The organism is Streptomyces sp. NPDC028419 (assembly GCF_055565515.1).
The window spans coordinates 130,685-151,726 of record NZ_JBVHUE010000017.1 but is presented as its reverse complement, the minus strand read 5'-3'; the positions used below and the strand labels follow the sequence as shown (position 1 = coordinate 151,726).

Annotated in this window: 21 protein-coding genes; 7 read left to right on the top strand and 14 right to left on the bottom strand. The window is 70.3% G+C overall.

The window, feature by feature from the left end; all coding sequences use genetic code 11:
* The first annotated feature begins 104 nt into the window (after positions 1–104).
* Positions 105–776, top strand: coding sequence for an endonuclease NucS (nucS, locus tag ACZ4UB_RS21160; protein ID WP_354382877.1), 672 nt, complete (start codon positions 105–107; stop codon positions 774–776).
* Between the two features lie 110 nt (positions 777–886).
* Here nucS and ACZ4UB_RS21155 read toward each other — a convergent pair whose 3' ends face one another.
* From ACZ4UB_RS21155 to ACZ4UB_RS21145, 3 genes are all read right to left on the bottom strand, one after another.
* Positions 887–3,202 carry an ATP-binding protein gene (locus ACZ4UB_RS21155; protein ID WP_468072151.1) on the bottom strand — a complete coding sequence of 772 codons (2,316 nt, stop codon included), beginning with the start codon at positions 3,200–3,202 and terminating at the stop codon, positions 887–889.
* Positions 3,203–3,413: 211 nt separating this feature from the next.
* Positions 3,414–3,737, bottom strand: coding sequence for an STAS domain-containing protein (locus tag ACZ4UB_RS21150; protein ID WP_354382875.1), 324 nt, complete (start codon positions 3,735–3,737; stop codon positions 3,414–3,416).
* 213 nt (positions 3,738–3,950) lie between these two features.
* Complete coding sequence (locus tag ACZ4UB_RS21145; RefSeq protein ID WP_354382874.1) at positions 3,951–4,799, bottom strand: 3-hydroxyacyl-CoA dehydrogenase family protein; 849 nt, start codon at positions 4,797–4,799, stop codon at positions 3,951–3,953.
* Between the two features lie 191 nt (positions 4,800–4,990).
* Here ACZ4UB_RS21145 and ACZ4UB_RS21140 point away from each other — a divergent pair, with 191 nt between their 5' ends.
* A complete protein-coding gene (locus tag ACZ4UB_RS21140; protein ID WP_354382873.1) occupies positions 4,991–5,563 on the top strand; it encodes a cob(I)yrinic acid a,c-diamide adenosyltransferase in 573 nt (190 codons plus the stop codon).
* Here ACZ4UB_RS21140 and ACZ4UB_RS21135 read toward each other — a convergent pair.
* Positions 5,560–6,138 (bottom strand): hypothetical protein, encoded by a 579-nt coding sequence (locus ACZ4UB_RS21135; RefSeq protein WP_468072148.1) that lies wholly within the window; start codon positions 6,136–6,138, stop codon positions 5,560–5,562. The two genes, ACZ4UB_RS21140 and ACZ4UB_RS21135, sit on opposite strands and share 4 nt — an antisense overlap.
* Before the next feature lie 185 nt (positions 6,139–6,323).
* Here ACZ4UB_RS21135 and ACZ4UB_RS21130 point away from each other — a divergent pair, with 185 nt between their 5' ends.
* The 3 genes from ACZ4UB_RS21130 (at position 6,324) to ACZ4UB_RS21120 (ending at position 10,246) form a co-directional block, all read left to right on the top strand.
* On the top strand, positions 6,324–7,526 hold the full coding sequence (locus ACZ4UB_RS21130; protein WP_468072146.1) for a sensor histidine kinase: 1,203 nt from the start codon (positions 6,324–6,326) through the stop codon (positions 7,524–7,526).
* Positions 7,523–8,191 (top strand): response regulator transcription factor, encoded by a 669-nt coding sequence (locus ACZ4UB_RS21125; RefSeq protein ID WP_354382870.1) that lies wholly within the window; start codon positions 7,523–7,525, stop codon positions 8,189–8,191. The genes ACZ4UB_RS21130 and ACZ4UB_RS21125 overlap by 4 nt, the downstream gene beginning before the upstream one ends.
* 180 nt (positions 8,192–8,371) lie before the next feature.
* Positions 8,372–10,246 carry a glycosyl hydrolase family 18 protein gene (locus ACZ4UB_RS21120; RefSeq protein ID WP_468072143.1) on the top strand — a complete coding sequence of 625 codons (1,875 nt, stop codon included), beginning with the start codon at positions 8,372–8,374 and terminating at the stop codon, positions 10,244–10,246.
* A gap of 253 nt (positions 10,247–10,499) precedes the next feature.
* Here ACZ4UB_RS21120 and ACZ4UB_RS21115 read toward each other — a convergent pair whose 3' ends face one another.
* The 10 genes from ACZ4UB_RS21115 to ACZ4UB_RS21070 form a co-directional block, all read right to left on the bottom strand.
* The gene (locus tag ACZ4UB_RS21115; RefSeq protein ID WP_351037651.1) at positions 10,500–10,946 is read right to left on the bottom strand and encodes a DUF2550 domain-containing protein; all 447 of its coding nucleotides are present in this window, start codon (positions 10,944–10,946) and stop codon (positions 10,500–10,502) included.
* A gap of 129 nt (positions 10,947–11,075) precedes the next feature.
* Complete coding sequence (locus ACZ4UB_RS21110) at positions 11,076–11,450, bottom strand: F0F1 ATP synthase subunit epsilon (protein ID WP_385774278.1); 375 nt, start codon at positions 11,448–11,450, stop codon at positions 11,076–11,078.
* Positions 11,451–11,579: 129 nt separating this feature from the next.
* Positions 11,580–13,019 carry a F0F1 ATP synthase subunit beta gene (atpD, locus tag ACZ4UB_RS21105; RefSeq protein WP_468072141.1) on the bottom strand — a complete coding sequence of 480 codons (1,440 nt, stop codon included), beginning with the start codon at positions 13,017–13,019 and terminating at the stop codon, positions 11,580–11,582.
* The gene (locus tag ACZ4UB_RS21100; protein ID WP_354382866.1) at positions 13,019–13,936 is read right to left on the bottom strand and encodes a F0F1 ATP synthase subunit gamma; all 918 of its coding nucleotides are present in this window, start codon (positions 13,934–13,936) and stop codon (positions 13,019–13,021) included. Before ACZ4UB_RS21100 ends, atpD begins: the two co-directional genes overlap by 1 nt.
* A 20-nt stretch (positions 13,937–13,956) precedes the next feature.
* Positions 13,957–15,552 carry a F0F1 ATP synthase subunit alpha gene (gene atpA / locus ACZ4UB_RS21095; RefSeq protein WP_354382865.1) on the bottom strand — a complete coding sequence of 532 codons (1,596 nt, stop codon included), beginning with the start codon at positions 15,550–15,552 and terminating at the stop codon, positions 13,957–13,959.
* Between the two features lie 129 nt (positions 15,553–15,681).
* Complete coding sequence (locus ACZ4UB_RS21090; RefSeq protein ID WP_468072139.1) at positions 15,682–16,497, bottom strand: F0F1 ATP synthase subunit delta; 816 nt, start codon at positions 16,495–16,497, stop codon at positions 15,682–15,684.
* Positions 16,494–17,039, bottom strand: a complete 546-nt coding sequence (locus ACZ4UB_RS21085; protein WP_385774273.1) for a F0F1 ATP synthase subunit B — start codon at positions 17,037–17,039, stop codon at positions 16,494–16,496. Before ACZ4UB_RS21085 ends, ACZ4UB_RS21090 begins: the two co-directional genes overlap by 4 nt.
* A gap of 41 nt (positions 17,040–17,080) precedes the next feature.
* Positions 17,081–17,329, bottom strand: a complete 249-nt coding sequence (locus ACZ4UB_RS21080; protein ID WP_351762174.1) for an ATP synthase subunit c family protein — start codon at positions 17,327–17,329, stop codon at positions 17,081–17,083.
* Positions 17,330–17,401: 72 nt separating this feature from the next.
* Complete coding sequence (gene atpB / locus ACZ4UB_RS21075) at positions 17,402–18,253, bottom strand: F0F1 ATP synthase subunit A (RefSeq protein WP_354382862.1); 852 nt, start codon at positions 18,251–18,253, stop codon at positions 17,402–17,404.
* Between the two features lie 188 nt (positions 18,254–18,441).
* Positions 18,442–18,855, bottom strand: a complete 414-nt coding sequence (locus ACZ4UB_RS21070) for a hypothetical protein (protein WP_354382861.1) — start codon at positions 18,853–18,855, stop codon at positions 18,442–18,444.
* Between the two features lie 595 nt (positions 18,856–19,450).
* On the opposite strand from ACZ4UB_RS21070, the gene ACZ4UB_RS21065 reads away from it, so the two are divergent.
* On the top strand, positions 19,451–20,293 hold the full coding sequence (locus ACZ4UB_RS21065) for a metallophosphoesterase family protein (RefSeq protein WP_468072201.1): 843 nt from the start codon (positions 19,451–19,453) through the stop codon (positions 20,291–20,293).
* 3 nt (positions 20,294–20,296) lie between these two features.
* Complete coding sequence (locus tag ACZ4UB_RS21060; protein ID WP_354382860.1) at positions 20,297–21,022, top strand: 4'-phosphopantetheinyl transferase family protein; 726 nt, start codon at positions 20,297–20,299, stop codon at positions 21,020–21,022.
* Positions 21,023–21,042: the final 20 nt, after the last annotated feature.

Sequence of the window (21,042 nt, the reverse complement as noted above, 5' to 3'; positions counted from 1 at the left end):
GTGGGTACCGCACCAGGAGAATGCGCATACAACGCGCCATCGGCGAACGGGGCTTTCGGGGGCGAATCGCGTGGAGGCGGGTCGGTCGAGTAGCGTTGCCGACCATGCGTCTCGTCATTGCCCGCTGCTCCGTCGATTACGCGGGCCGGCTCACCGCCCATCTGCCCTCGGCACCCCGTCTGATCCTCGTGAAGGCCGACGGCAGTGTCTCGATCCACGCGGACGACCGGGCGTACAAACCGCTCAACTGGATGTCCCCGCCCTGCACCCTCAAGGAGGGGACCGGGGATGAGGCGGGTGTCTGGACCGTCGTCAACAAGGCGGGCGAGAAGCTCATCATCACGATGGAGGAAGTCATCCACGACTCCTCCCACGAGCTGGGCGTGGACCCGGGCCTGATCAAGGACGGCGTGGAGGCCCACCTCCAGGAGCTCCTGGCGGACCGGATCGACACCCTCGGCGAGGGCTTCACGCTGATCCGCCGCGAGTACATGACGGCGATCGGGCCGGTGGACATCCTCTGCCGCGACGCCTCGGGCGCGACGGTGGCCGTCGAGATCAAGCGGCGCGGCGAGATCGACGGCGTCGAGCAGCTGACCCGCTACCTGGAACTGCTGAACCGCGACCCGCACCTCGCGCCGGTCCGCGGCGTCTACGCGGCCCAGGAGATCAAGCCGCAGGCGCGCGTGCTGGCGACGGACCGCGGCATGGAGTGCGTGATCCTCGACTACAACGCGATGCGCGGCATCGAGGACGACAAGCTGCGGCTCTTCTGATCTTGACCTGATCCGGCCCCGCGCCGGCCCCGTTCCACCCCGGTTTCGCACCCGAGCGCCCCCTCCCGCCGTCGGCGGGAGGGGGCGCTCGCGCGTGCGCGCCGGCCGCCTCAGGGGGTGGCGGCGGGCGGGGAGAGCTGGCTCGTGGTGGTGCTCGTCGGGGTGACCGGGACGCTCGGCGAGGTGGAGGCCGAGGGGGAGGCGGGCGGGGACGCCGGGGGCGTGGAGCCGGGCGGCGACGACGCCGGGGGCGAGGCCGGGGTCGACGGGGGCTTGGTGACCGGGTGGCGCGAGGGGCCGCCCCCGGGCGCCGGGGTCGAGGCCGAGCCGGAGGGCGCCGGGGTCGCGGCGCCCGGGGACGACGGCGCGGCGGGGGTGGGCGCGGACGCGGACGACGAGGTGCCGGGGCCCGCGGGAGCGGGTGCAGGATCGTTCCCGCTGGCGTCGGGCGCGGACGACGGGACCGGCGAGGTACCCGGAGCCTGCGGGGCGGAGGCGTCGCCGGAGGAGATCGCGAAGCTCACCGCCGTGCCCAGGGCCAACACCGCGAGGACGCCGCCCGCCGCCAGGGCCGCGGGGCGGCGGTGCCACCGCGGTCCCGCTTCCCGCACGGGCCGCGTCACCGGCACGCGTACGGTCACGGGCCCGGCCGGCGGCTTCGCGTCCAGCGGGAAGGTCTCCTCGAAGGAGGCCGCCGGGGGCACCACGGGCACCGGCGCGACGCGCACCAGCGGGAACGCCTGGGTCTGCGCCTCGGACCCCGGCGGAGCGGGGGCCTCCAGGCGCAGCGGGGGCGAGCCGTCCGGGCCCGCCTTCTCCCGGTCGGTGACCAGGGCCAGCGCCCTGCGGCCGGCCACCGTGCCGCGCTTGTCGGCGAGGGCGCCGCGCAGCCCGTTGGAGGTCTCCAGCTCGGCGCGGGCCCGGTCCAGCCGGCCGCCGCACAGCGCGAGGACGCCGAGTTCGTGGTGGAAGTACGCCTGCTCGGCGACCTCCCCCGCCGTCCGGGCGGCTTCGGACCCTGCCCGCAGCACCCGCTCCCACGCACCCCAGTGCAGGGAGGCGGCGAAGGCGGGCGCGGCCGTGCGGGCCAGCAGGACGGCCGCCACCACGTCGGCGCCCGCCAGGGCCGCGAGCACCGCGTCGGCCTCGGCCGCCACCCGCTGCGGCGTCACCGAGGCGTGGCCGGTCCACCAGGCGTAGTGCCGGGCCGCCGTCAGCGCCTCGCCGGAGGCGCCGAAGCCCGAATCGGCGAGCTGGCGGGCCACCCCGGCGGCCAGCCGGTAGCGGCTGCCCGCCGCCGTCAGCAGCCCGCACGCCAGCAGCTCCCCGACCGCCGCGTCCGCGTGGGTGTCGCCCACCAGGGCGGGCAGGTGCGCGGGGTGCGGCATCTCCTCGTCGAGCGCGCAGGCGAAGCGCAGGGCGGCCCGGGCCGACTCGCTGATCCGCGAGACCAGCAGCTCGGCCGGGGCGGCGCCCTCGGCGAGCGTCGGCAGCGGGACGAGCACGGCGTCGCGCGGACGCCCCTCGAAGACCCCCGGCTCCTCTTCGTCGCCGTCCTCGGCGCCGCGGTTCATCTCGTCGCGCTGCCTCAGCAGCCCGCCCGCCTGGACGAAGCGCAGCGCGAGCCCCTCGGAGGCGAAGCGCAGGTCCCCCGCCCAGGCGCTCTCCAGCTCGGTCAGCGGCCGCCCGACGGCGAGTTCGAGGAGCTCCACGCACGCGGCCCGGCTCAGCCCGGCGAGGAAGACCTCCTCCAGGTGCGAGCGGTCCGAGGGCGCGGGGGTGTCCGGGGACGCGGCCAGCAGCCAGGCGCATTCGGGGGTGGCGCGCAGGAGTTCCTCCAGCGCGCTGCCGCCGAAGTCGAGGTCGTCCAGCAGCACGACGGCGCCGATCTGGCCGACGTGGCGCAGGAGTTCGGCGCGCGCGGGGCGGTCGGGGACGTGCTCCGAGGGCGCGTAGACGGTCGAATGGAGCGCGTACAACAGCTCGGTGGGGGTCTGTCGGTGCCCGCAGAGGCGGACGACCCCGTCGGGGGCGAGGTCCTCGCAGTCGCCGGCGACCGCGTCGAGCAGTGCGGTGCGACCCGATCCCGCGGGCCCGGTGAGCCGTACGGAACGCCCGCGTCCGAGCAACCGGGCGAGCCGCTCACGCTCCTCCTCCCGCTCCAACAACGGCAGGGCGACCGTCGGGGCCCCGGGCGGCACGGGAGGCCGTGCGGCGGCGTCCAGGGCCTCCCGCGAGGCCTTGTCGCGACGAGCCGGAGCGGCCGACTCCGTATCGCCGTCGGGTCGCCGCGCCTCGATCTCGCTCCCGTCGACGGGATTGACGGTGAGGACGTACTCGCCGACGCTGAGCCGCACGACGCGCGCGGGCCCGGCCGCCGGAGCGGCGGCATCGTCCGAAGTGGGCTGCCCCTGAGTACGGTCCATGACCAAGTCTCCCGATCGCGTCGTGCGCCGTCGTCCCGCCCGGCCTTCGCACACTCCGCTGCCGCTACTGGTCCGGTTTCGCCCGAACCCTAGACCGTGATCGCCCGTCCCGGAACCACAGGGGTGCCATCACGACCGGACCGTTACGATTCGCCCCACTAGGGCGTGTTTCGAAAGTCCCGCCTGGGGCACGGAGCCGGCCCCGCTCACCTCACACCCGCGGAAGCGATTCCGCTTCGAGCCCGCCCTCGATGGCGAGGATCCGATGCAGCCGGGTGGCGACCAGCAACCGCTGCATCTGCGGCGGCACCCCACGCAGCACGAGACGCCGTCCGGTCCGCCCGGCCCGCCGATGGGCGCCCATGATGACCCCCAGCCCGGTCGCGTCCCAGGAGTCGAGACCGGTCAGATCGAGCACGAGGTCTCCGACGCCGTCGTCGAGCGCGGTGTGGAAGGCCGTACGGGCGTCCGCCGCGCTGCGCACGTCGAGGCGGCCCCCGACAGCGAGTTCGGCGTGGTCGCCCCTGATGTACATGTGTGCTCCCGGCAGTGCGGCGTTCGTGTGATCCGATGGGGCCGTGGTCGGCAACTCTCACTGCAACTGACTGCCGCGCGGGCAGGGAAGTTGCCGACCGTGAGCGAACCGATACCTAATTCACCCCGACGGGTGAGGGCATTCGAACGGTGTCGCCCCTGACTGCGTGTGCCGCGCCTACCCCCTCGGCGGGAGTCCACACGGCGGCCGTGCTCAGTGCTTGTAGAAGCCCTGCCCGCTCTTGCGGCCGATGTCCCCCGCGTCCACCATCCGGCGCATCAGCTCCGGCGGCGCGAACTTCTCGTCCTGGGACTCCGTGTAGATGTTGCTGGTGGCGTGGAGCAGGATGTCCACGCCCGTCAGGTCGGCCGTGGCCAGCGGGCCCATGGCGTGGCCGAAGCCCAGCTTGCAGGCGATGTCGATGTCCTCGGCGGAGGCCACGCCCGATTCGTACAGCTTCGCGGCCTCGACGACGAGCGCCGAGATCAGACGCGTCGTCACGAAGCCGGCGACGTCGCGGTTGACGACGATGCAGGTCTTGCCGACGGACTCGGCGAAGGCGCGCGTGGTGGCGAGGGTCTCGTCACTCGTCTTGTAGCCGCGCACCAGCTCGCACAGCTGCATCATCGGGACGGGCGAGAAGAAGTGCGCGCCCACGACCCGCTCCGGACGCTCCGTCACGGCCGCGATCTTCGTGATCGGGATGGCGGAGGTGTTGGAGGCGAGGATCGCGTCCTCGCGCACGAGCTTGTCGAGCGCCCGGAAGATCTCGTGCTTGACCTCGAGCTTCTCGAAGACGGCCTCGACGACGATGTCGGCGTCGGCGACCGCGTCGAGGTCCGTGCTCGTGGTGATGCGCGCCAGCGCGGCCTCGGCGTCCTCGGCACTCAGCTTGCCCTTGGCGACGAACCGGTCGTACGAGGCCTTGATCCCGTCGGTGCCGCGGGTCAGCGCGGCGTCCGTCACATCGCGCAGGACGACGTCCCAGCCCGCCTGTGCGGAGACCTGCGCGATTCCCGAACCCATGAGTCCGGCACCGATGACGGCGAGCTTCCCAGCCACTTCACACCCCACGTTCTTCCATACGGCCCAGTCACGGCCCGGTCTCGTAGCCTCTTCGGCGGAGAGTAGCGTCCGGGACGGGTCCGATGACCGTGAAGTAACACGCGTCACGTCTCAGATGACGGACATCACACCGGGACGGCTCAGCACTCCGCCAGGGCCGCGCAGTTGACCCCAACTAGGCTGACCGCATGGTGAACCTCACGCGCATCTACACCCGGACCGGCGACAAGGGCACGACCGCCCTCGGCGACATGAGCCGGACGGCCAAGACCGACCTGCGGATTTCCGCGTACGCCGACGTCAACGAGGCCAACGCGGCCATCGGGACGGCGATCGCGCTCGGGGGGCTCGCCGAGGGCGTCGTCAAGGTCCTGGTCCGGGTGCAGAACGACCTCTTCGACGTGGGCGCGGACCTGTGCACGCCGGTGGTGGAGGCCCCGGAGTACCCGCCGCTGCGGGTGGAGCAGTTCTACGTCGACAAGCTGGAGGCGGACTGCGACGCCTTCAACGAGGAGCTGGAGAAGCTGCGCAGCTTCATCCTGCCCGGCGGCACCCCCGGCGCGGCCCTGCTGCACCAGGCGTGCACGGTGGTCCGGCGCGCGGAACGCTCCACCTGGGCGGCCCTGGAGGCGTACGGCGAGTCGATGAACCCGCTCACCGCCACCTACCTCAACCGACTCTCCGACCTCCTGTTCATCCTGGCGCGGACGGCCAACAAGGAGGTCGGGGACGTGCTGTGGGTACCGGGCGGCGAGCGCTAACGCCCGTTTCGCGCGCGTTCGCGCACGGTCTCGGCCGGATCGGCGGCCGGGGCCTTGCGCGGGAAGAGGGTGTAGCTCGCGGCGATCAGCCCGTGGATCCCGGCCACCCGCAGGGCCGCGGACTGCCAGCCGCGCAGCGGCTCGGCCGCCGCCGCGTCCCCCACGTACCAGACCCCGAGCTGGAGCAGCCCGAGGGCGACGGCCGCCGCCACGAGCGTGCGGAGCCAGAGCTTCCACTCGTGCCGGGCGCGGTCCTTGCCGTACCCGGGGCCGGGCGGCTTCGGGCCGCCGCCGAAGCGGTGGGCCGCATGGCCGTCGAGCCATTTCACGGTGTAGTGGCCGAATCCGACCGTGTACCCGATGTAGAGGGCGGCCAGGCCGTGGCTCCAGGACGGCTCGGCGCCCCTCCCGAGGTCCACGACGGTGGCGACGAGCAGCACCAGTTCCAGCAGCGGCTCGCAGAGCAGCACCGCCGCACCGAGCCGGGGCCTCTTGGCGACGTAGCGCAGCGTCAGCCCGGCGGCCAGCAGGACCCAGAACCCGATTTCACAGGCGATGACCAGGGCGACCAACACGGGAGCCCCTCCTTCCCTCGACCTTCGCCGTCTTTCGCCGGCTTTCTCCGTTCTCCCCTCAGCCTCGCGGCCCCCGCGCACCCGCGCGTCGTCGTCGGTGACGAACCGCGACTGCATCCTTCGGTGTAGTGCCCCTGCGACCCGCAGCCGAGGCCGGAGCCCGTGACACCGTGTTGGATGGGACCGTGACCCCGAAGATCCCCCGCCCGCACCGCCACGACGTGCTCCTGGCCGTCGCCAGCGTGGCCGTGGGCCTGCTGCTGTGGGTGCTCGGCGTGCACAGCAACGCCACCCTCCGCCTCCTGCCCCCGTGGGCGGCGCTGGTCCCGCTGGTGTCGCTCGGCGCGATGGAGCTGCTGCGCCGCACCGCGCCCCGCGTGACGCTCGCCGTCGGCACCGTCGGGCTCATCGCCGACCAGTTCACGGTGGGGAATCTGGCCACCGTGCTGATCTTCACGGACCTGATGTACGCCGCCGTGGTCTACGGCAGGCCCCGCATGGCCCGGCGGCTCCCGGTGACCACCGGCCTGATCACGGTGGCCGTCACCATCACCGCCGTGGCCTGGCTGCGCACCCCGCAGTCGCTGCTCATCGGGGCGGTCACCGGACTGGTCTGCTTCGCCCCCGCACTGACCGGCGCCACCCTGCGCGATCACCGGGAGGCCGCCGTGGCGGCGCGGCTGCGGGCCGAGCAGACGGCGCTGCTGGCCGAGATGGACCGCAACCAGGCGGTGGGCGCCGAGCGGGCGCGGATGGCCCGTGAGCTGCACGACATGGTCGCCAACAACCTGTCGGCGATCGCCATCCACTCCACCGCCGCGCTCTCGATCGACTCCCCGGAGACCAGCCGCGAGGCGCTCGGGGTGATCCGCGAGAACAGCGTGCAGGGGCTGGCCGAAATGCGTCGGTTGATCGGACTACTGCGGGAGGCGGGAGGCGAGGGGGAACCGGCCGCGACCCCGTCCCTGGACGGGCTGGCGGCGCTGGTCGAGCAGGCTTCGGTGACGGGGTCCGCGAGCGGGCTGGAGTTCGTCCTGCTGGACGGGCGGGCGGCCGCGGACGACGGCGCCGCACTGCCCGCCCCGGTGGGGCTGGCGGCGTACCGGATCGTGCAGGAGTCCCTGACGAACGCCGTCAAGCACGCCTCCCCCGGCCGGGTCACGGTCCGCGTGGAGCTCTCGGAGGCCCTGCTGTGCGTGGGCGTGGACTCGCCGTACGGGCCTGCGCGCCCGGGGGCGGGTCCGCGCGCCCCCGGTTCCGGGGCCGGGCTGGTGGGGATGCGGGAGCGGACGGAGCTGCTCGGCGGCACCTTCCGGGCCGGTGCCGAGGACAGGGTGTGGCGGGTGCGGGCGGAACTGCCCGCCGAGGAGAAGGCGGCGGAGCGATGAGCGCGGACCCCATCCGGGTCGTGGTGGCCGAGGACCAGGCGGCGGTGCGCTCCGGGCTGGTCCTGATCCTGCGCAGCGCGCCGGGGGTCGAGGTGGTCGCGGAGGCGGCGGACGGGGTGGAGGCGGTCCGCCTGGCCCGGGAGCTGCGGCCGGACGTGGTGCTGATGGACGTGCAGATGCCCCGCCTGGACGGGGTTTCGGCCACGCGCCAGGTGGTCGCCGAGGGGCTGGCGGACGTACTGGTGCTGACCACCTTCGACCTGGACGAGTACGTCTTCGGGGCGCTGCGGGCGGGCGCGGCGGGCTTCCTGCTCAAGAGCGCCGAAGCGCGGGACCTGATCGGGGCGGTCCGCACGGTCGCGCGCGGGGAGGGCCTGATCTCGCCCGCGGTGACCCGGCGGCTGATCGCGGAGTTCGCGGCGCCGACGGCGCTACGGGCGCCCGCGCCGCCGGAGAAGGCCGCGGCCGTGGCTTCGCTGACCCGCAGGGAGCGCGAGGTCCTGGGCTGCCTGGGAGCGGGCCTGTCCAACGCGGAGATCGCGGTGCGCCTGACCATGGCGGAGGCCACGGTCAAGACGCACGTCAGCAGGCTCCTGGGCAAGCTGGAGTTGCGCAGCCGGGCCCAAGCGGCGGTCCTGGCACAGGAGTTGGGCATCGCGCACTGACTTCTTGTGCGGAGCTGGAGCGGAGGTCTGGACCTCTTGACGCTTGGTCCAGACCTTTCTAATCTCACCGCAACACTGTGGTGAGCGTGCATGACGAAGCGTGCTCACGGGCGGCGCAGGTCCCACCCCCATGCCGGGAGTCGACGCCAGCGACTCCGGCGGACCTTCGGAGGAGCACCCTTGAGCACAGCACACGCGTCACGACCGGCACCCCCACCCCGCAACCGGCTGCTGCGCAGATTCGCCGCGACCGTGGCCGCCCTCGCCCTTCCCCTCGCCGGGCTCGTCGGCCTCGCGGGCACGGCCCAGGCCGCGACCTCCGCGACGGCGACCTACACCAAGGTCTCCGACTGGGGCACGGGCTTCGAGGGCAAGTGGACGGTGAAGAACACCGGCACCACCTCACTGAGCAGCTGGGCCGTCGAGTGGGACTACCCGGCCGGCACCTCGGTCACCTCGGCCTGGGACGCCACCGTCACCAGCTCCGGCACCCACTGGACCGGCAAGAACGTCGGCTGGAACGGCACCCTCGCCCCCGGCGCCAGCGTCAGCTTCGGCTTCAACGGCGCGGGCTCGGGCGCACCCAGCGGCTGCAAGATCAACGGCGGCTCCTGTGACGGCGGCACCACGCCCCCGGCCGACGCCCCGCCCTCCGCCCCCGGCACCCCCACGGCCGGCGCGGTGAGCGACACCTCGGTGAGCCTGAGCTGGACCCCGGCCACCGACGACAAGGGGGTCAAGAACTACGACCTCTACCGCGGCTCCGCCAAGATCGCAGTCGTGACGGGCACCAGCTACACCGACTCGGGCCTGACCAAGGGCACGACGTACGGGTACAGCGTCACCGCCCGCGACACCATCGACCAGACCGGGCCCTCCTCGGGCACCGTGACGGTCACCACCACGGGCGGCGACCCGGGCCCCGGCCCCGGCCCCGGCGGCTCCAAGGTCCAGCTGGGCTACTTCACCAACTGGGGCGTCTACCAGCGCAACTACCACGTGAAGAACATCGTCACCTCGGGCTCGGCGAGCAAGCTGACGCACATCAACTACGCCTTCGGCAACGTGACCGGCGGCAAGTGCCAGATCGGCGACGCCTACGCCGACTACCAGAAGACCTACGACGCGGGCAGCAGCGTCTCCGGCGTCGCCGACACCTGGGACCAGCCCGTCGCGGGCAACTTCAACCAGCTGCGCGAGCTGAAGAAGAAGTACCCGAACATCAAGGTCCTGTGGTCCTTCGGCGGCTGGACCTGGTCCGGCGGCTTCGGCCAGGCCGCGGCCAACCCCACCGCCTTCGCCGACTCCTGCTACAGCCTGGTCGAGGACCCGCGCTGGGCCGACGTCTTCGACGGCATCGACATCGACTGGGAGTACCCGAACGCCTGCGGGCTGTCCTGCGACACCAGCGGCGCCGCCTCCCTGAAGAACCTGCTCTCGGCCCTGCGCGCCAAGTTCGGCGCGAACAACCTGGTCACCGCAGCCGTCACGGCCGACGGCTCGAACGGCGGCAAGCTGGACCTCGCCGACTACGGCGCGGCCGCCCCGTACGTCGACTGGTACAACGTGATGACCTACGACTTCTTCGGCGGCTGGGACGCCAAGGGCCCCACCGCCCCGCACTCCCCGCTCACCTCGTACAACGGCATCCCGATCGCCGGCTTCAACAGCGACGCGGCCATCCAGAAGTACAAGTCCAAGGGCATCCCGGCCAACAAACTGAACCTCGGCATCGGCTTCTACGGACGCGGCTGGACCGGCGTCACCCAGGACGCCCCCGGCGGCACCGCCACCGGCCCGGCGCCCGGCACCTACGAGCAGGGCATCGAGGACTACAAGATCCTCAAGAGCAGCTGCCCCTCCACCGGCACCATCGCGGGCACCGCCTACGCCAAGTGCGGCAGCAACTGGTGGAGCTACGACACCCCGGCCACCATCGCCGGGAAGATGGGCTACGTGAAGAACCAGGGCCTGCGCGGCGCGTTCTTCTGGGAGTTCAGCGGTGACACCAGCAACGGCGAGCTGCTCACCGCGATCGACAGCGGCCTGAAGTAGGGCCGCCGCACCACCGACGACAGAGCCGGGGACCGGGGTCCGCCCCCCGTTCCCCGGCTCCTTCGCGTCGTAACGCGCCCTAGGCCCTGTCGTCAAAGTGCCGTCTGCCTCGCGACGCCTGGCACGCACTCTCGCCGCACCGGGCGAAAGCCAAGTACGTCCAGTACGCGGGCTTCCGCCCGGCACGGCGAGAGCACGCACCAGACGCCGCGGGGCCGCCCTTCGGGCGACGACGGCACTTTGACGACAGGACCTAGGCCACGTTCACCCGCTGGCCGGGGGGCGCGGCCTCCAGCCAGGCGAGGAAGCCGGTGAGCGCGTCCTCGCTCATCGCCAGCTCCAGTCGGTCCTCGCGGTGGCGGGCACCGAGCACGATGGCGTCGGAGAGCAGCGCCAGCTCCTCCTCGCCCTCGGGGGCGCGACGGGAGAGCACCTCGATCGCGGAACGTTCCAGCACCCGGCGCGGTCGCGGGGAGTACGAGAACACCCGGAACCACTCGATCCGGTCACCGCCGTAGCGCGCGACCCCGTACACCCACCCCTTGCCGGACACGTCGGGGGCGTCGGACACGCCCCAGCGCACGCTGCAGTCGAAGGTGCCGCCGGAACGCTGGATGAGCCGCCGACGCAGCCCGAAGACAAAGAGCCCGATCACCACCAGGGCTACGACCAGGCCGCTCACAAGCAGAGCGAGGAGCATCTTCACCGACCTCCTCGCTCATCGAATTCGGAAAACCAAAAACGGACCCGCATCGCCTCAGCCGCGACCCGGTCCGGAAAATTCCGGAACGGGCCGCGGCTGAGGACGCACACTCTGCGGTGGGGGGGTTCAGGCCCCCGTCACCGCGCGCAGCCGGACATCGGCGCGACGCTCGGAGGCACTGTCGGCCTCCGTCTTCGCGCGCTCCAGTGCCCGCTCCGCACGCTCGACGTCGATCTCGTCGGCCAGCTCGGCGATCTCGGCCAGCAGGGACAACTTGTTGTCCGCGAAGGAGATGAAACCGCCGTGCACCGCGGCGACGACGGTACCGCCGTCGCTGGTGCGGATGGTCACCGGGCCCGATTCCAGCACACCGAGAAGCGGCTGGTGACCGGGCATGACGCCGATGTCGCCGGACGTGGTGCGGGCAACGACCAGGGTGGCCTCGCCGGACCAGACACTACGGTCCGCCGCGACCAGCTCGACGTGCAGCTCAGCAGCCAAGGTGGCTCCTCGGGTCACCACCCGGCGGGAAGGCCGGGTGTTGGGTCAAATTCTAATGGGCGTGCGGAGGGGGACGGGACGCACCCGCCCCCCTACCGTCGATCAGCTGTGCTCACGAGGAGCCCGGCTTCAGGAGACGCCCAGCTCCTTGGCGTTGGCCTTGAGGTCCTCAATGCCACCGCACAGGAAGAACGCCTGCTCGGGGAAGTGGTCGTAGTCGCCGTCGCAGATCGCGTTGAACGCGACGATCGACTCCTCCAGCGGAACGTCCGAACCGTCGACGCCGGTGAACTGCTTGGCGACGTGGGTGTTCTGCGACAGGAAGCGCTCGACACGACGGGCACGGTGGACAACGAGCTTGTCCTCCTCGCCCAGCTCGTCGATACCGAGGATCGCGATGATGTCCTGGAGGTCCTTGTACTTCTGCAGGATCCCCTTGACGCGCATCGCCGTGGCGTAGTGGTCCGCCGCGATGTACCGCGGGTCGAGGATGCGGGACGTCGAGTCCAGCGGGTCCACGGCCGGGTAGATGCCCTTCTCGGAGATCGGACGGGAAAGAACCGTCGTCGCGTCGAGGTGGGCGAAGGTGGTGGCCGGAGCCGGGTCGGTCAGGTCGTCCGCGGGGACGTAGATCGCCTGCATCGAGGTGATCGAGTGACCACGGGTCGAGGTGATGCGCTCCTGCAGCAGACCCATCTCGTCAGCCAGGTTCGGCTGGTAACCCACGGCGGACGGCATGCGACCGAGGAGGGTCGACACCTCCGAACCGGCCTGGGTGTAACGGAAGATGTTGTCGATGAAGAAGAGCACGTCCTGCTTCTGCACATCGCGGAAGTACTCCGCCATGGTCAGACCCGCCAGGGCGACGCGCAGACGGGTGCCCGGGGGCTCGTCCATCTGGCCGAAGACGAGGGCCGTCTTGTCGATGACGCCCGAGTCGGCCATTTCCTCGATGAGGTCGTTGCCCTCACGGGTACGCTCACCGACGCCCGCGAAGACCGACACGCCGTCGTGGTTGTTGGCGACGCGGTAGATCATTTCCTGGATCAGAACGGTCTTGCCGACACCGGCACCACCGAACAGACCGATCTTTCCACCCTTGACGTACGGGGTGAGGAGGTCGATGACCTTGACGCCGGTCTCGAACATCTCCGTCTTCGACTCGAGCTCGTCGAAGTTGGGCGCCTTGCGGTGGATCGGCCAGCGCTCGGTGACGTTGGCGTTCTCCTCCGGGTAGTTCAGCACCTCACCGAGGGTGTTGAACACCTTGCCCTTGGTGAAGTCACCCACGGGGACGGTGATGCCCTCGCCCGTGTTGACCACCGGGGCCTGGCGGACCAGACCGTCGGTGGGCTGCATGGAGATGGTGCGGACCACGCCGTCACCCAGGTGCTGGGCGACTTCCAGGGTCAGCGTCTTCAGTGCGCCGTCCTCGGCCGGGTCGGCGACCTGGACCTTGAGGGCGTTGTAGATCTCGGGCATGGCGTCGACGGGGAACTCCACGTCGACGACCGGGCCGATGACCCGGGCGACGCGGCCCGTGGCGGCGGCCGTCTCAATGGTCGTCATTACTTGTCACTCCCCGCGGTCGCGTCTGCCATGGCGCTGGCGCCACCGACGATCTCGCTGATTTCCTGGGTGATTTCGGCCTGGCGGGCCGCGTTGGCAAGCCGGGAGAGGCTCTTGATGAGATCCCCGGCGTTGTCGGTCGCCGACTTCATCGCGCGGCGGCGGGCGGCGTGCTCGGAAGCGGCCGACTGCAGCAGTGCGTTGTAGATGCGGCTCTCGACGTAGCGCGGCAGCAGGGCGTCGAGGACGTCCTCCGCCGACGGCTCGAAGTCGAACAGCGGAAGGATCTCGCCCTTCGCCCCGTCCTTCTCCGCAGCCTTGTCGAGGCTGAGCGGCAGCATCCGGCCGTCGACCGCGTTCTGCGTCATCATCGACACGAACTCCGTGTAGACGATGTGCAGCTCGTCGACGCCACCCTCGGCCGTGTCGGCCTGGATGGCTTCGATCAGCGGCGCCGCGACGCGCTTGGCGTCGGCGTAGGCCGGGCTGTCGGTGAAGCCGGTCCACGAATCCGCGACCTTGCGCTCGCGGAACCCGAAGTAGGCGACACCCTTACGGCCGACGATGTAGGTGTCGACCTCCTTGCCCTCGCCGCGGAGCCGCTCGGTGAGCCGCTCCGCCTGCTTGAGGGCGTTCGAGGAGTAGCCGCCGGCCAGACCGCGGTCGCTCGTGATGAGCAGGACCGCGGCGCGGACCGGCGCCTCGACCTCGGTGGTCAGGGCGTGCTTGGTGTTCGAGCCGGTCGCGACCGCCGTCACCGCACGGGTGAGCTCGGTCGCGTACGGCATCGATGCCGCCACCTTGCGCTGCGCCTTGACGATGCGCGAGGCGGCGATCATTTCCATCGCCTTGGTGATCTTCTTGGTCGCCGTGACGGCACGGATGCGACGCTTGTAGACCCGGAGCTGCGCTCCCATGAGTCAGGTCCCTTCCGTCGTCACTTGGAGACGTTGACGGCCGGCGCGTCCTCGCCCAGGAGCTTGCCGTCCGAGGTCTCGAACTGCAGCTTGAAGCTGGCGATGGCGTCGGCGATCGCCGTCAGGGTGTCGTCCGACATCTTGGCGCCATCGGCGATGGAGGTGAGGAGGTCCTTGCGCTCGCGGCGCAGGTGCTCCAGCAGCTCCGACTCGAAGCGACGGATGTCGTTGACCGGGACGTCGTCCATCTTGCCGGTGGTACCGGCCCAGACGGAGACGACCTGCTCCTCGACGGGCATCGGCTGGTACTGGCCCTGCTTCAGCAGCTCGACGAGGCGCTTGCCGCGCTCCAGCGAAGCCTTCGAGGCGGCGTCCAGGTCGGAACCGAAGGCGGCGAACGCCTCCAGCTCACGGTACTGGGCGAGGTCCAGACGCAGACGGCCGGACACCTGGCGCATGGCCTTGTGCTGGGCCGAACCACCGACGCGGGAGACCGAGATACCGACGTTCAGCGCCGGGCGCTGGCCCGCGTTGAACAGGTCGGACTCCAGGAAGCACTGGCCGTCGGTGATGGAGATGACGTTGGTCGGGATGAACGCCGACACGTCGTTCGCCTTGGTCTCGACGATCGGCAGACCGGTCATCGAACCGGCGCCCATGTCGTCGGAGAGCTTCGCGCAGCGCTCCAGCAGACGCGAGTGCAAGTAGAAGACGTCGCCCGGGTAGGCCTCGCGGCCCGGCGGACGGCGCAGCAGCAGCGACACGGCGCGGTAGGCGTCGGCCTGCTTCGACAGGTCGTCGAAGATGATCAGGACGTGCTTGCCGGCGTACATCCAGTGCTGGCCGATGGCGGAACCGGTGTACGGCGCCAGGTACTTGAAGCCGGCCGGGTCGGACGCCGGGGCGGCGACGATCGTCGTGTACTCGAGCGCGCCGGCCTCTTCCAGGGCGCCGCGAACGGACGCGATGGTCGAGCCCTTCTGGCCGATGGCGACGTAGATGCAGCGGACCTGCTTGTTCACGTCGCCCGAGCGCCAGTTGTCGCGCTGGTTGATGATCGTGTCGACGGCCAGAGCGGTCTTGCCGGTCTGACGGTCGCCGATGACCAGCTGACGCTGACCACGGCCGATCGGCACCATCGCGTCGATGGCCTTGTAGCCGGTCTGCATCGGCTCGTGGACCGACTTGCGGACCATGACGCCGGGGGCCTGCAGCTCGAGGGCGCGGCGGCCCTCGGTCGCGATCTCGCCGAGGCCGTCGATCGGGTTGCCGAGCGGGTCGACAACGCGGCCGAGGTAGCCCTCGCCTACGCCGACGGAGAGCACCTCGCCGGTGCGCTGCACCGACTGGCCCTCCTCGATACCGCTGAACTCGCCGAGGACGACCGCACCGATCTCCCGCTCCTCAAGGTTGAGGGCGAGACCGAGGGTGCCGTCCTCGAACTTCAGCAGCTCGTTCGCCATGGCGGAGGGAAGACCCTCCACCTTCGCGATGCCGTCGCCGGCAACGCTGACCGTTCCGACCTCCTCGCGCGAGGCCGCGTCCGGCTGGTACGACTGGACAAAGTTCTCCAGTGCGTCCCGGATCTCCTCCGGCCGGATCGTGAGCTCCGCCATCTGGGTTCCCTGCTCTCCTTGTTGGGCCTGAAGCTTCTTAGGGGTCTGGGGGCGACCCCCAGGAATCTTCTGCAAGTTCTGCACGGCCCAACCGGGCCGCTGGAAATGCTTCTTGTGTTGGGTGGCCGGTCAGCCGGCCATGCGGCGGGTCGCCTCGCTGAGGCGGTCCGCGATGGTGCCGTCGATGACCTCGTCGCCGACCCGCACCACGATCCCGCCGAGGACCGTGGGGTCCACGTCGAGGTTCAGGTGCATCTGGCGGCCGTACAGCTTGGCCAGGACGGCGCCGAGGCGCTGCTTCTGCACGTCGCTGAGCGGAACCGCGGAGGTCACCGTGGCGACCATGCGGCTGCGGCGCTCGGCTGCGAGCTTGGAGAGGGACTCGAGTCCCGCTTCCAGGCTGCGGCCACGCGGGTGCGTGACGAGGCGCGCGACCAGACGCTCACTGACCGGGTTGGCCTTGCCACCGAGGAGGCTGGCGAGCAGCGCACCCTTGGCGGAACCGGGGGCCGTACGGTCGGTCAGCGCGGCGCGCAGCTCGGTGCTCGATGCGACGATCCGGCCGAAGCGGAACAGCTCGTCCTCGACGTCGTCGAGCGCGCCGGACCGGTGTGCACCGGTGAGCTCGGCGGTGTCCGCCAGCTCCTCCAGCGCGTCCACCAGGTCACGCGGCCGCGACCAGCGCGAACGGACCATGCCGGACACCAGGTCGAGGGTCTCCCCGCCCACCTGGCCGTTCAGCAGACGACCCACCAGCTCGGCCTTGGCCTCGCCGGCCTGCGCCGGGTCCGTGATGACCCGACGCAGCGAGACCTCACGGTCGAGCATCGCGGTGACGGCAGCCAGCTCACCGGCGAGCTTCGCCACGTCGACGGACGTGTTGTCCGTCAGCGCGTCGAGACGCTCGCGTGCGGCGGCCAGAGCCTCGCGGCTCGCTCCGTTCATCGGGCAGCCTCGGCCTTCTCCTCGAGCTCGCCGAGGAAACGGTCGATCGTGCGGCTCTGCCGGGCGTGGTCCTCGAGGGACTCGCCGACGAGCTTGCCGGCCAGGTCGGTGGCGAGCTTGCCCACGTCCTGACGCAGCGCCTGAGACGCGGCCTTGCGGTCGGCCTCGATCTGGGCGTGGCCGGCAGCGATGATCTCCTCACGCTGCCGCTGGCCCTCTGCGCGCAGTTCTTCCTTGAGCGCAGTGCCCTGCTCCAGCGCGTCCTGGCGCAGGCGGGCAGCCTCGTGCCGGGCCTCGGCGAGCTGAGCCCTGTACTGCTCCAGCACGCTCTGGGCCTCGGTCTGGGCCGACTCGGCCTTCTCGATACCGCCTTCGATGGCCTCGCGACGCTGTTCCAGAACCTTGTTGATGTTCGGGAGGAGCTTCTTCGCGAGGACGCCGAAGACGATGACGAAGGCGATCAGACCGATGACGAGCTCGGGGATCGGCGGGACGAGGGGATTCTGAATCTCCTCGGCTGCCAGCGGTACCAGGGCGATCACATCAGTGCCTTCCGTCGAAAATGTTTCTCAGTCGCGAGAGATCAAGAAGGGACCGGGTAGACGAAGCCCATGACGAGACCGATCAGGGCGAGCGCCTCACAGAGGACGAAGCCGAGGATCTGGTTCTGGCGGATGAGGCCGGCGGCCTCGGGCTGACGAGCCAGAGCCTGGGTACCGTTACCGAAGATGATGCCGACGCCGACGCCGGGGCCGATCGCGGCGAGGCCGTAGCCGATCGCTCCGAGGTTGCCCTGGAGGTTGACCGCAGCGAGGGTCTCGAGAGCAGACATGCCGTTTCTTCCTTCTGTTTCACGTGCCGGTGGGGGTTGGCCACCGGATGTATATGGGGGGTGTCGCGACCGTCAGTGGTGGTCGGCGAGAGCACCCTGGATGTAGCTGCACGAGAGCAGGACGAAGACGTACGCCTGCAGTGCCTGGATGAACAGCTCGAAGACTGTCATCACGAGGACCATCACGAACGAGACGCTCGCGTAAGCGATACCGATGCCGTTGAGCAGGTACCAACTCGCGATGGTGAAGATCAGCAGCAGTACGTGACCCGCGAACATGTTCGCGAAGAGACGGACAGCGTGGGTGAACGGCCGGATGATCATGTTCGACAGGAACTCGAACAGCATGACCACCGGGAACACCGGCCCGAGCGACTTGTCGTAGGCGGTCAGGTTCTTGAGGCCACCGACGAAGCCGTGGCGCTTGAAGGTGAGGCTCACCCACAGCACGTACACGATCGCGGCAAGACCGGCCGGGAATGCGATGACCGACGTGACCGGGAACTGGGCCAGCGGGATGATGGACCAGATGTTCATCATCCAGATGAAGAAGAACAGCGAGACCATGAGCGGGACGTACTTTTCGCCCTCGCGCTTACCAAGCGTCTCGTAGACCACTCCGCGGCGGACGAAGTCGTAACCGGCCTCGCCGACCATCTGCAGCTTGCCGGGGATCAGCTTCGGCTTACGGAAAGCCGCCCAGAAGAACCCCACGACGATGAGCGAGCTCAGCAAAGCCAGGACAATCGGCTTGTTGACCTCGATACCGCCGACCGTGAACATCGGCTTGAACAAGAAGGAGTGCAGGCCGGGGGTCGGGAAGCCGCACCCTTCGAAGATGTGACAATCAGTCTCGAAGGCGAGCGTCGTGGCGTCACTCACCGCGAGCTCCTTCAACTTGACGCATGGGTACGGCAACCTCATTGTGTCGGCGCGGCCTGCGACCGCGGAACGGCACTGGACTGGACTGGCGGATACCTATGTGCGGCGATTGAGTACCAAGGGCCGACAACGCTCATCTGTCGCCCCTGCACGCCGCCCGCGCAAACCTGCCGCAGTTGTGGCGAGACGATAGCAAACGAGCGGAAGCCTCTTTACACCCGGCCTACACACTACGAGGGCGTGCTGGCCCCTTCTGGCTCCACATAAAGGATTTTCGACTTCATGTGCGCCCGCACTTGCGCTGCCATCCAAACGAGCGTGGCCGCGAGCAGGGTGAAGGCGGTGCACTTCGTATCGAAGACCGCGACGCGCTTGACGATGCTCAGCACGATCATCAGTACAAGGATCTGCGTCGTGTAGAGCAACAGACCCATCATCTGGAAGAGATGGGGCAAGGAACGAGCGGTCCGCTGAAGGGCGATCAGCCCTCCCCCCATGAACACGAGGACGAGTGCCGCGCCGAAGGCGGCACCCAGCGCGCCCTTGCCGCCCGCGAGGGCAGCACTGACCGCGATCCCGATACCGCCGACGACGGTCGTGGGGACGAAGCAGTACAGGAGTGTTCGGGCGTCGTTGGACTGCATGACGGCAGCTCCTCCGGCGAGGTGTTGGTGGGGTCTGGTCACCGCCAGTGGACGGATGTGACCGGGAGTAACTTGCGTGTGAGGGAAGACGGTTCGCACTGCACGGTCTTCGCGCACTCATCCCGGGCGCTTGCGAACGGTATCACAAAGTATTTGATGCAGACTTTACTCAACTATTATGCCGCTCGTCACACGGATGGGTCAACGCTCGCTCACCTGAGCAGTCGCGCGCGGGTCCAGGAGCACGACGAGGGCCTGTCCGGGACCAGTATCTACGGTCCCGGACGAGCCGCCGCCCAGGTGGTCGGGTGTCGGCGCGCACCGAACTTCGTGCGAATGATTCGGCGGGACCGTCGGCCGCACTCGATCACCCGCGCGGGGCGCCGGCGGCGATGGCCGGAAAGGGGGTGGCCGATCTCTTATCCGGCCTCTTGCCCGGCCGACCCCTTACTGTCCGCCCACTCCCCCCTGGGTATGTTGTGCGGGGGCGGGCCGGTGTTTCGGGGCCATCAGTCCCGAACCCGGGAGGAGCGACCAGCAGTTGAGTCACCAGAACCACGCCGTGGCCCCCCGCCCCGCACGCGCCGGGCGGCTGATGGCCATCAGCGACCTGCACGTGCGCTACGAACGCAACCGGGAGATCGTCCGGGACCTGCGGGCGGACTCGCCCGACGACTGGCTCATCGTGGCGGGTGACGTCGGCGAGGTCGTGTCCGACATCCGGGAATCCCTCTCCCTTTTGAAGGAACGATTCGCCCAGGTGATCTGGGTGCCCGGCAACCACGAATTGTGGACCGACCCGAGCGACCCGGTGCAGCTGCGCGGCGAGGCGAAGTACCGACACCTGGTGGACGTCTGCCGGGAGCTGGGCGTCATCACCCCGGAGGACCCGTACCCGGTGTGGCACGGGGAGAACGGCCCCGTCGCCGTCGTCCCGCTCTTCGTCCTCTACGACTACACCTTCCGGCCCGCCGGAGCCGTGTCCCAGGAGCACGCCCTCGAACTGGCCGACGAGGCCGGGGTGATCTGCACCGACGAGTTCCTGCTGCACCCCGATCCGTACCCGAGCCGCGAGGCGTGGTGCCGGGCCCGGCTGGAGGAGACCCGCGCCAGGCTCGACGCGCTGCCGCCCGACCTGCCCACGGTGCTGGTCAACCACTTCCCCCTGGTCCGCGAACCCACCCGCGTCCTGCGCTACCCCGAGTTCGCGCTGTGGTGCGGCACCGAGGAGACGGCCGACTGGCACCGCCGGTACCGCGCGGCCGCGGTGGTCTACGGCCACCTGCACATCCCGCGCACCATCCACTGCGACGGAGTGCCGCACCACGAGGTGTCCCTCGGCTACCCGAGGGAGTGGGAGCGCCGCGCGACCCCGCCGGGCCGACCGGTCCAGATCCTGGCCGGCGCCGCCACGACCGACGGGAAGAGCAAGAGGTAGGTCATGATCGAGTTGCTGTTGCCGCCGCACGTCCGGTCCTTCGATTCCTTCGAGGACGTGCCGTTCTCGTCGCTGTACCCCGCGGAGGCGGCCCTCGTCCGCAACTCGGTCGAGCACCGCCGCCGCGAGTTCGCCACCGCGCGGTACTGCGCCCACCGGGCGCTGGCCGCCCTCGGCGTCCCGCCGGCCCCCCTGCTCGCGACACCGCGGGGGGCTCCGCTGTGGCCCGCCTCGGTACGGGGCTCGATCACCCACGCCACCGGCTACCGCGCCGCGGTCGTCGCCGACGCCTCGCGGGTCGCCGCCATCGGCATCGACGCGGAACTCGACCGCCCGCTGCCCGACGGCGTGCTCGAAAGCATCGCCCTCCCGCTGGAGCAGGCACAGGTGAAGCGGCACACCGCGCTGCACCCCGGCATCAACTGGGGGAAGCTGCTCTTCAGCGCCAAGGAGTGCGTCTACAAGGCGTGGTTCCCGCAGACCGCGCAGGAGCTGGAGTTCGAGGACGCCCTCATCCGGATCGATCCGCTGGCCGGGACCTTCTCCGCGCGCCTGCTCCCGCCGGCCCTGGTCTCCGCCGAACCGGAGCTGAGCGCCTTCGCGGGCAAGTGGGCGGTGCGCGACGGGATCATCGTCACCGCGATCGTCCTGGACGCCCCGCCGTCCGACCACGACGCGCGGGCCCACGATCCGGGCCGGCCGCGCGCCGCCGCACGTTCGCTTTCCTGAGCCTGCGGGAAGCGGCCCGG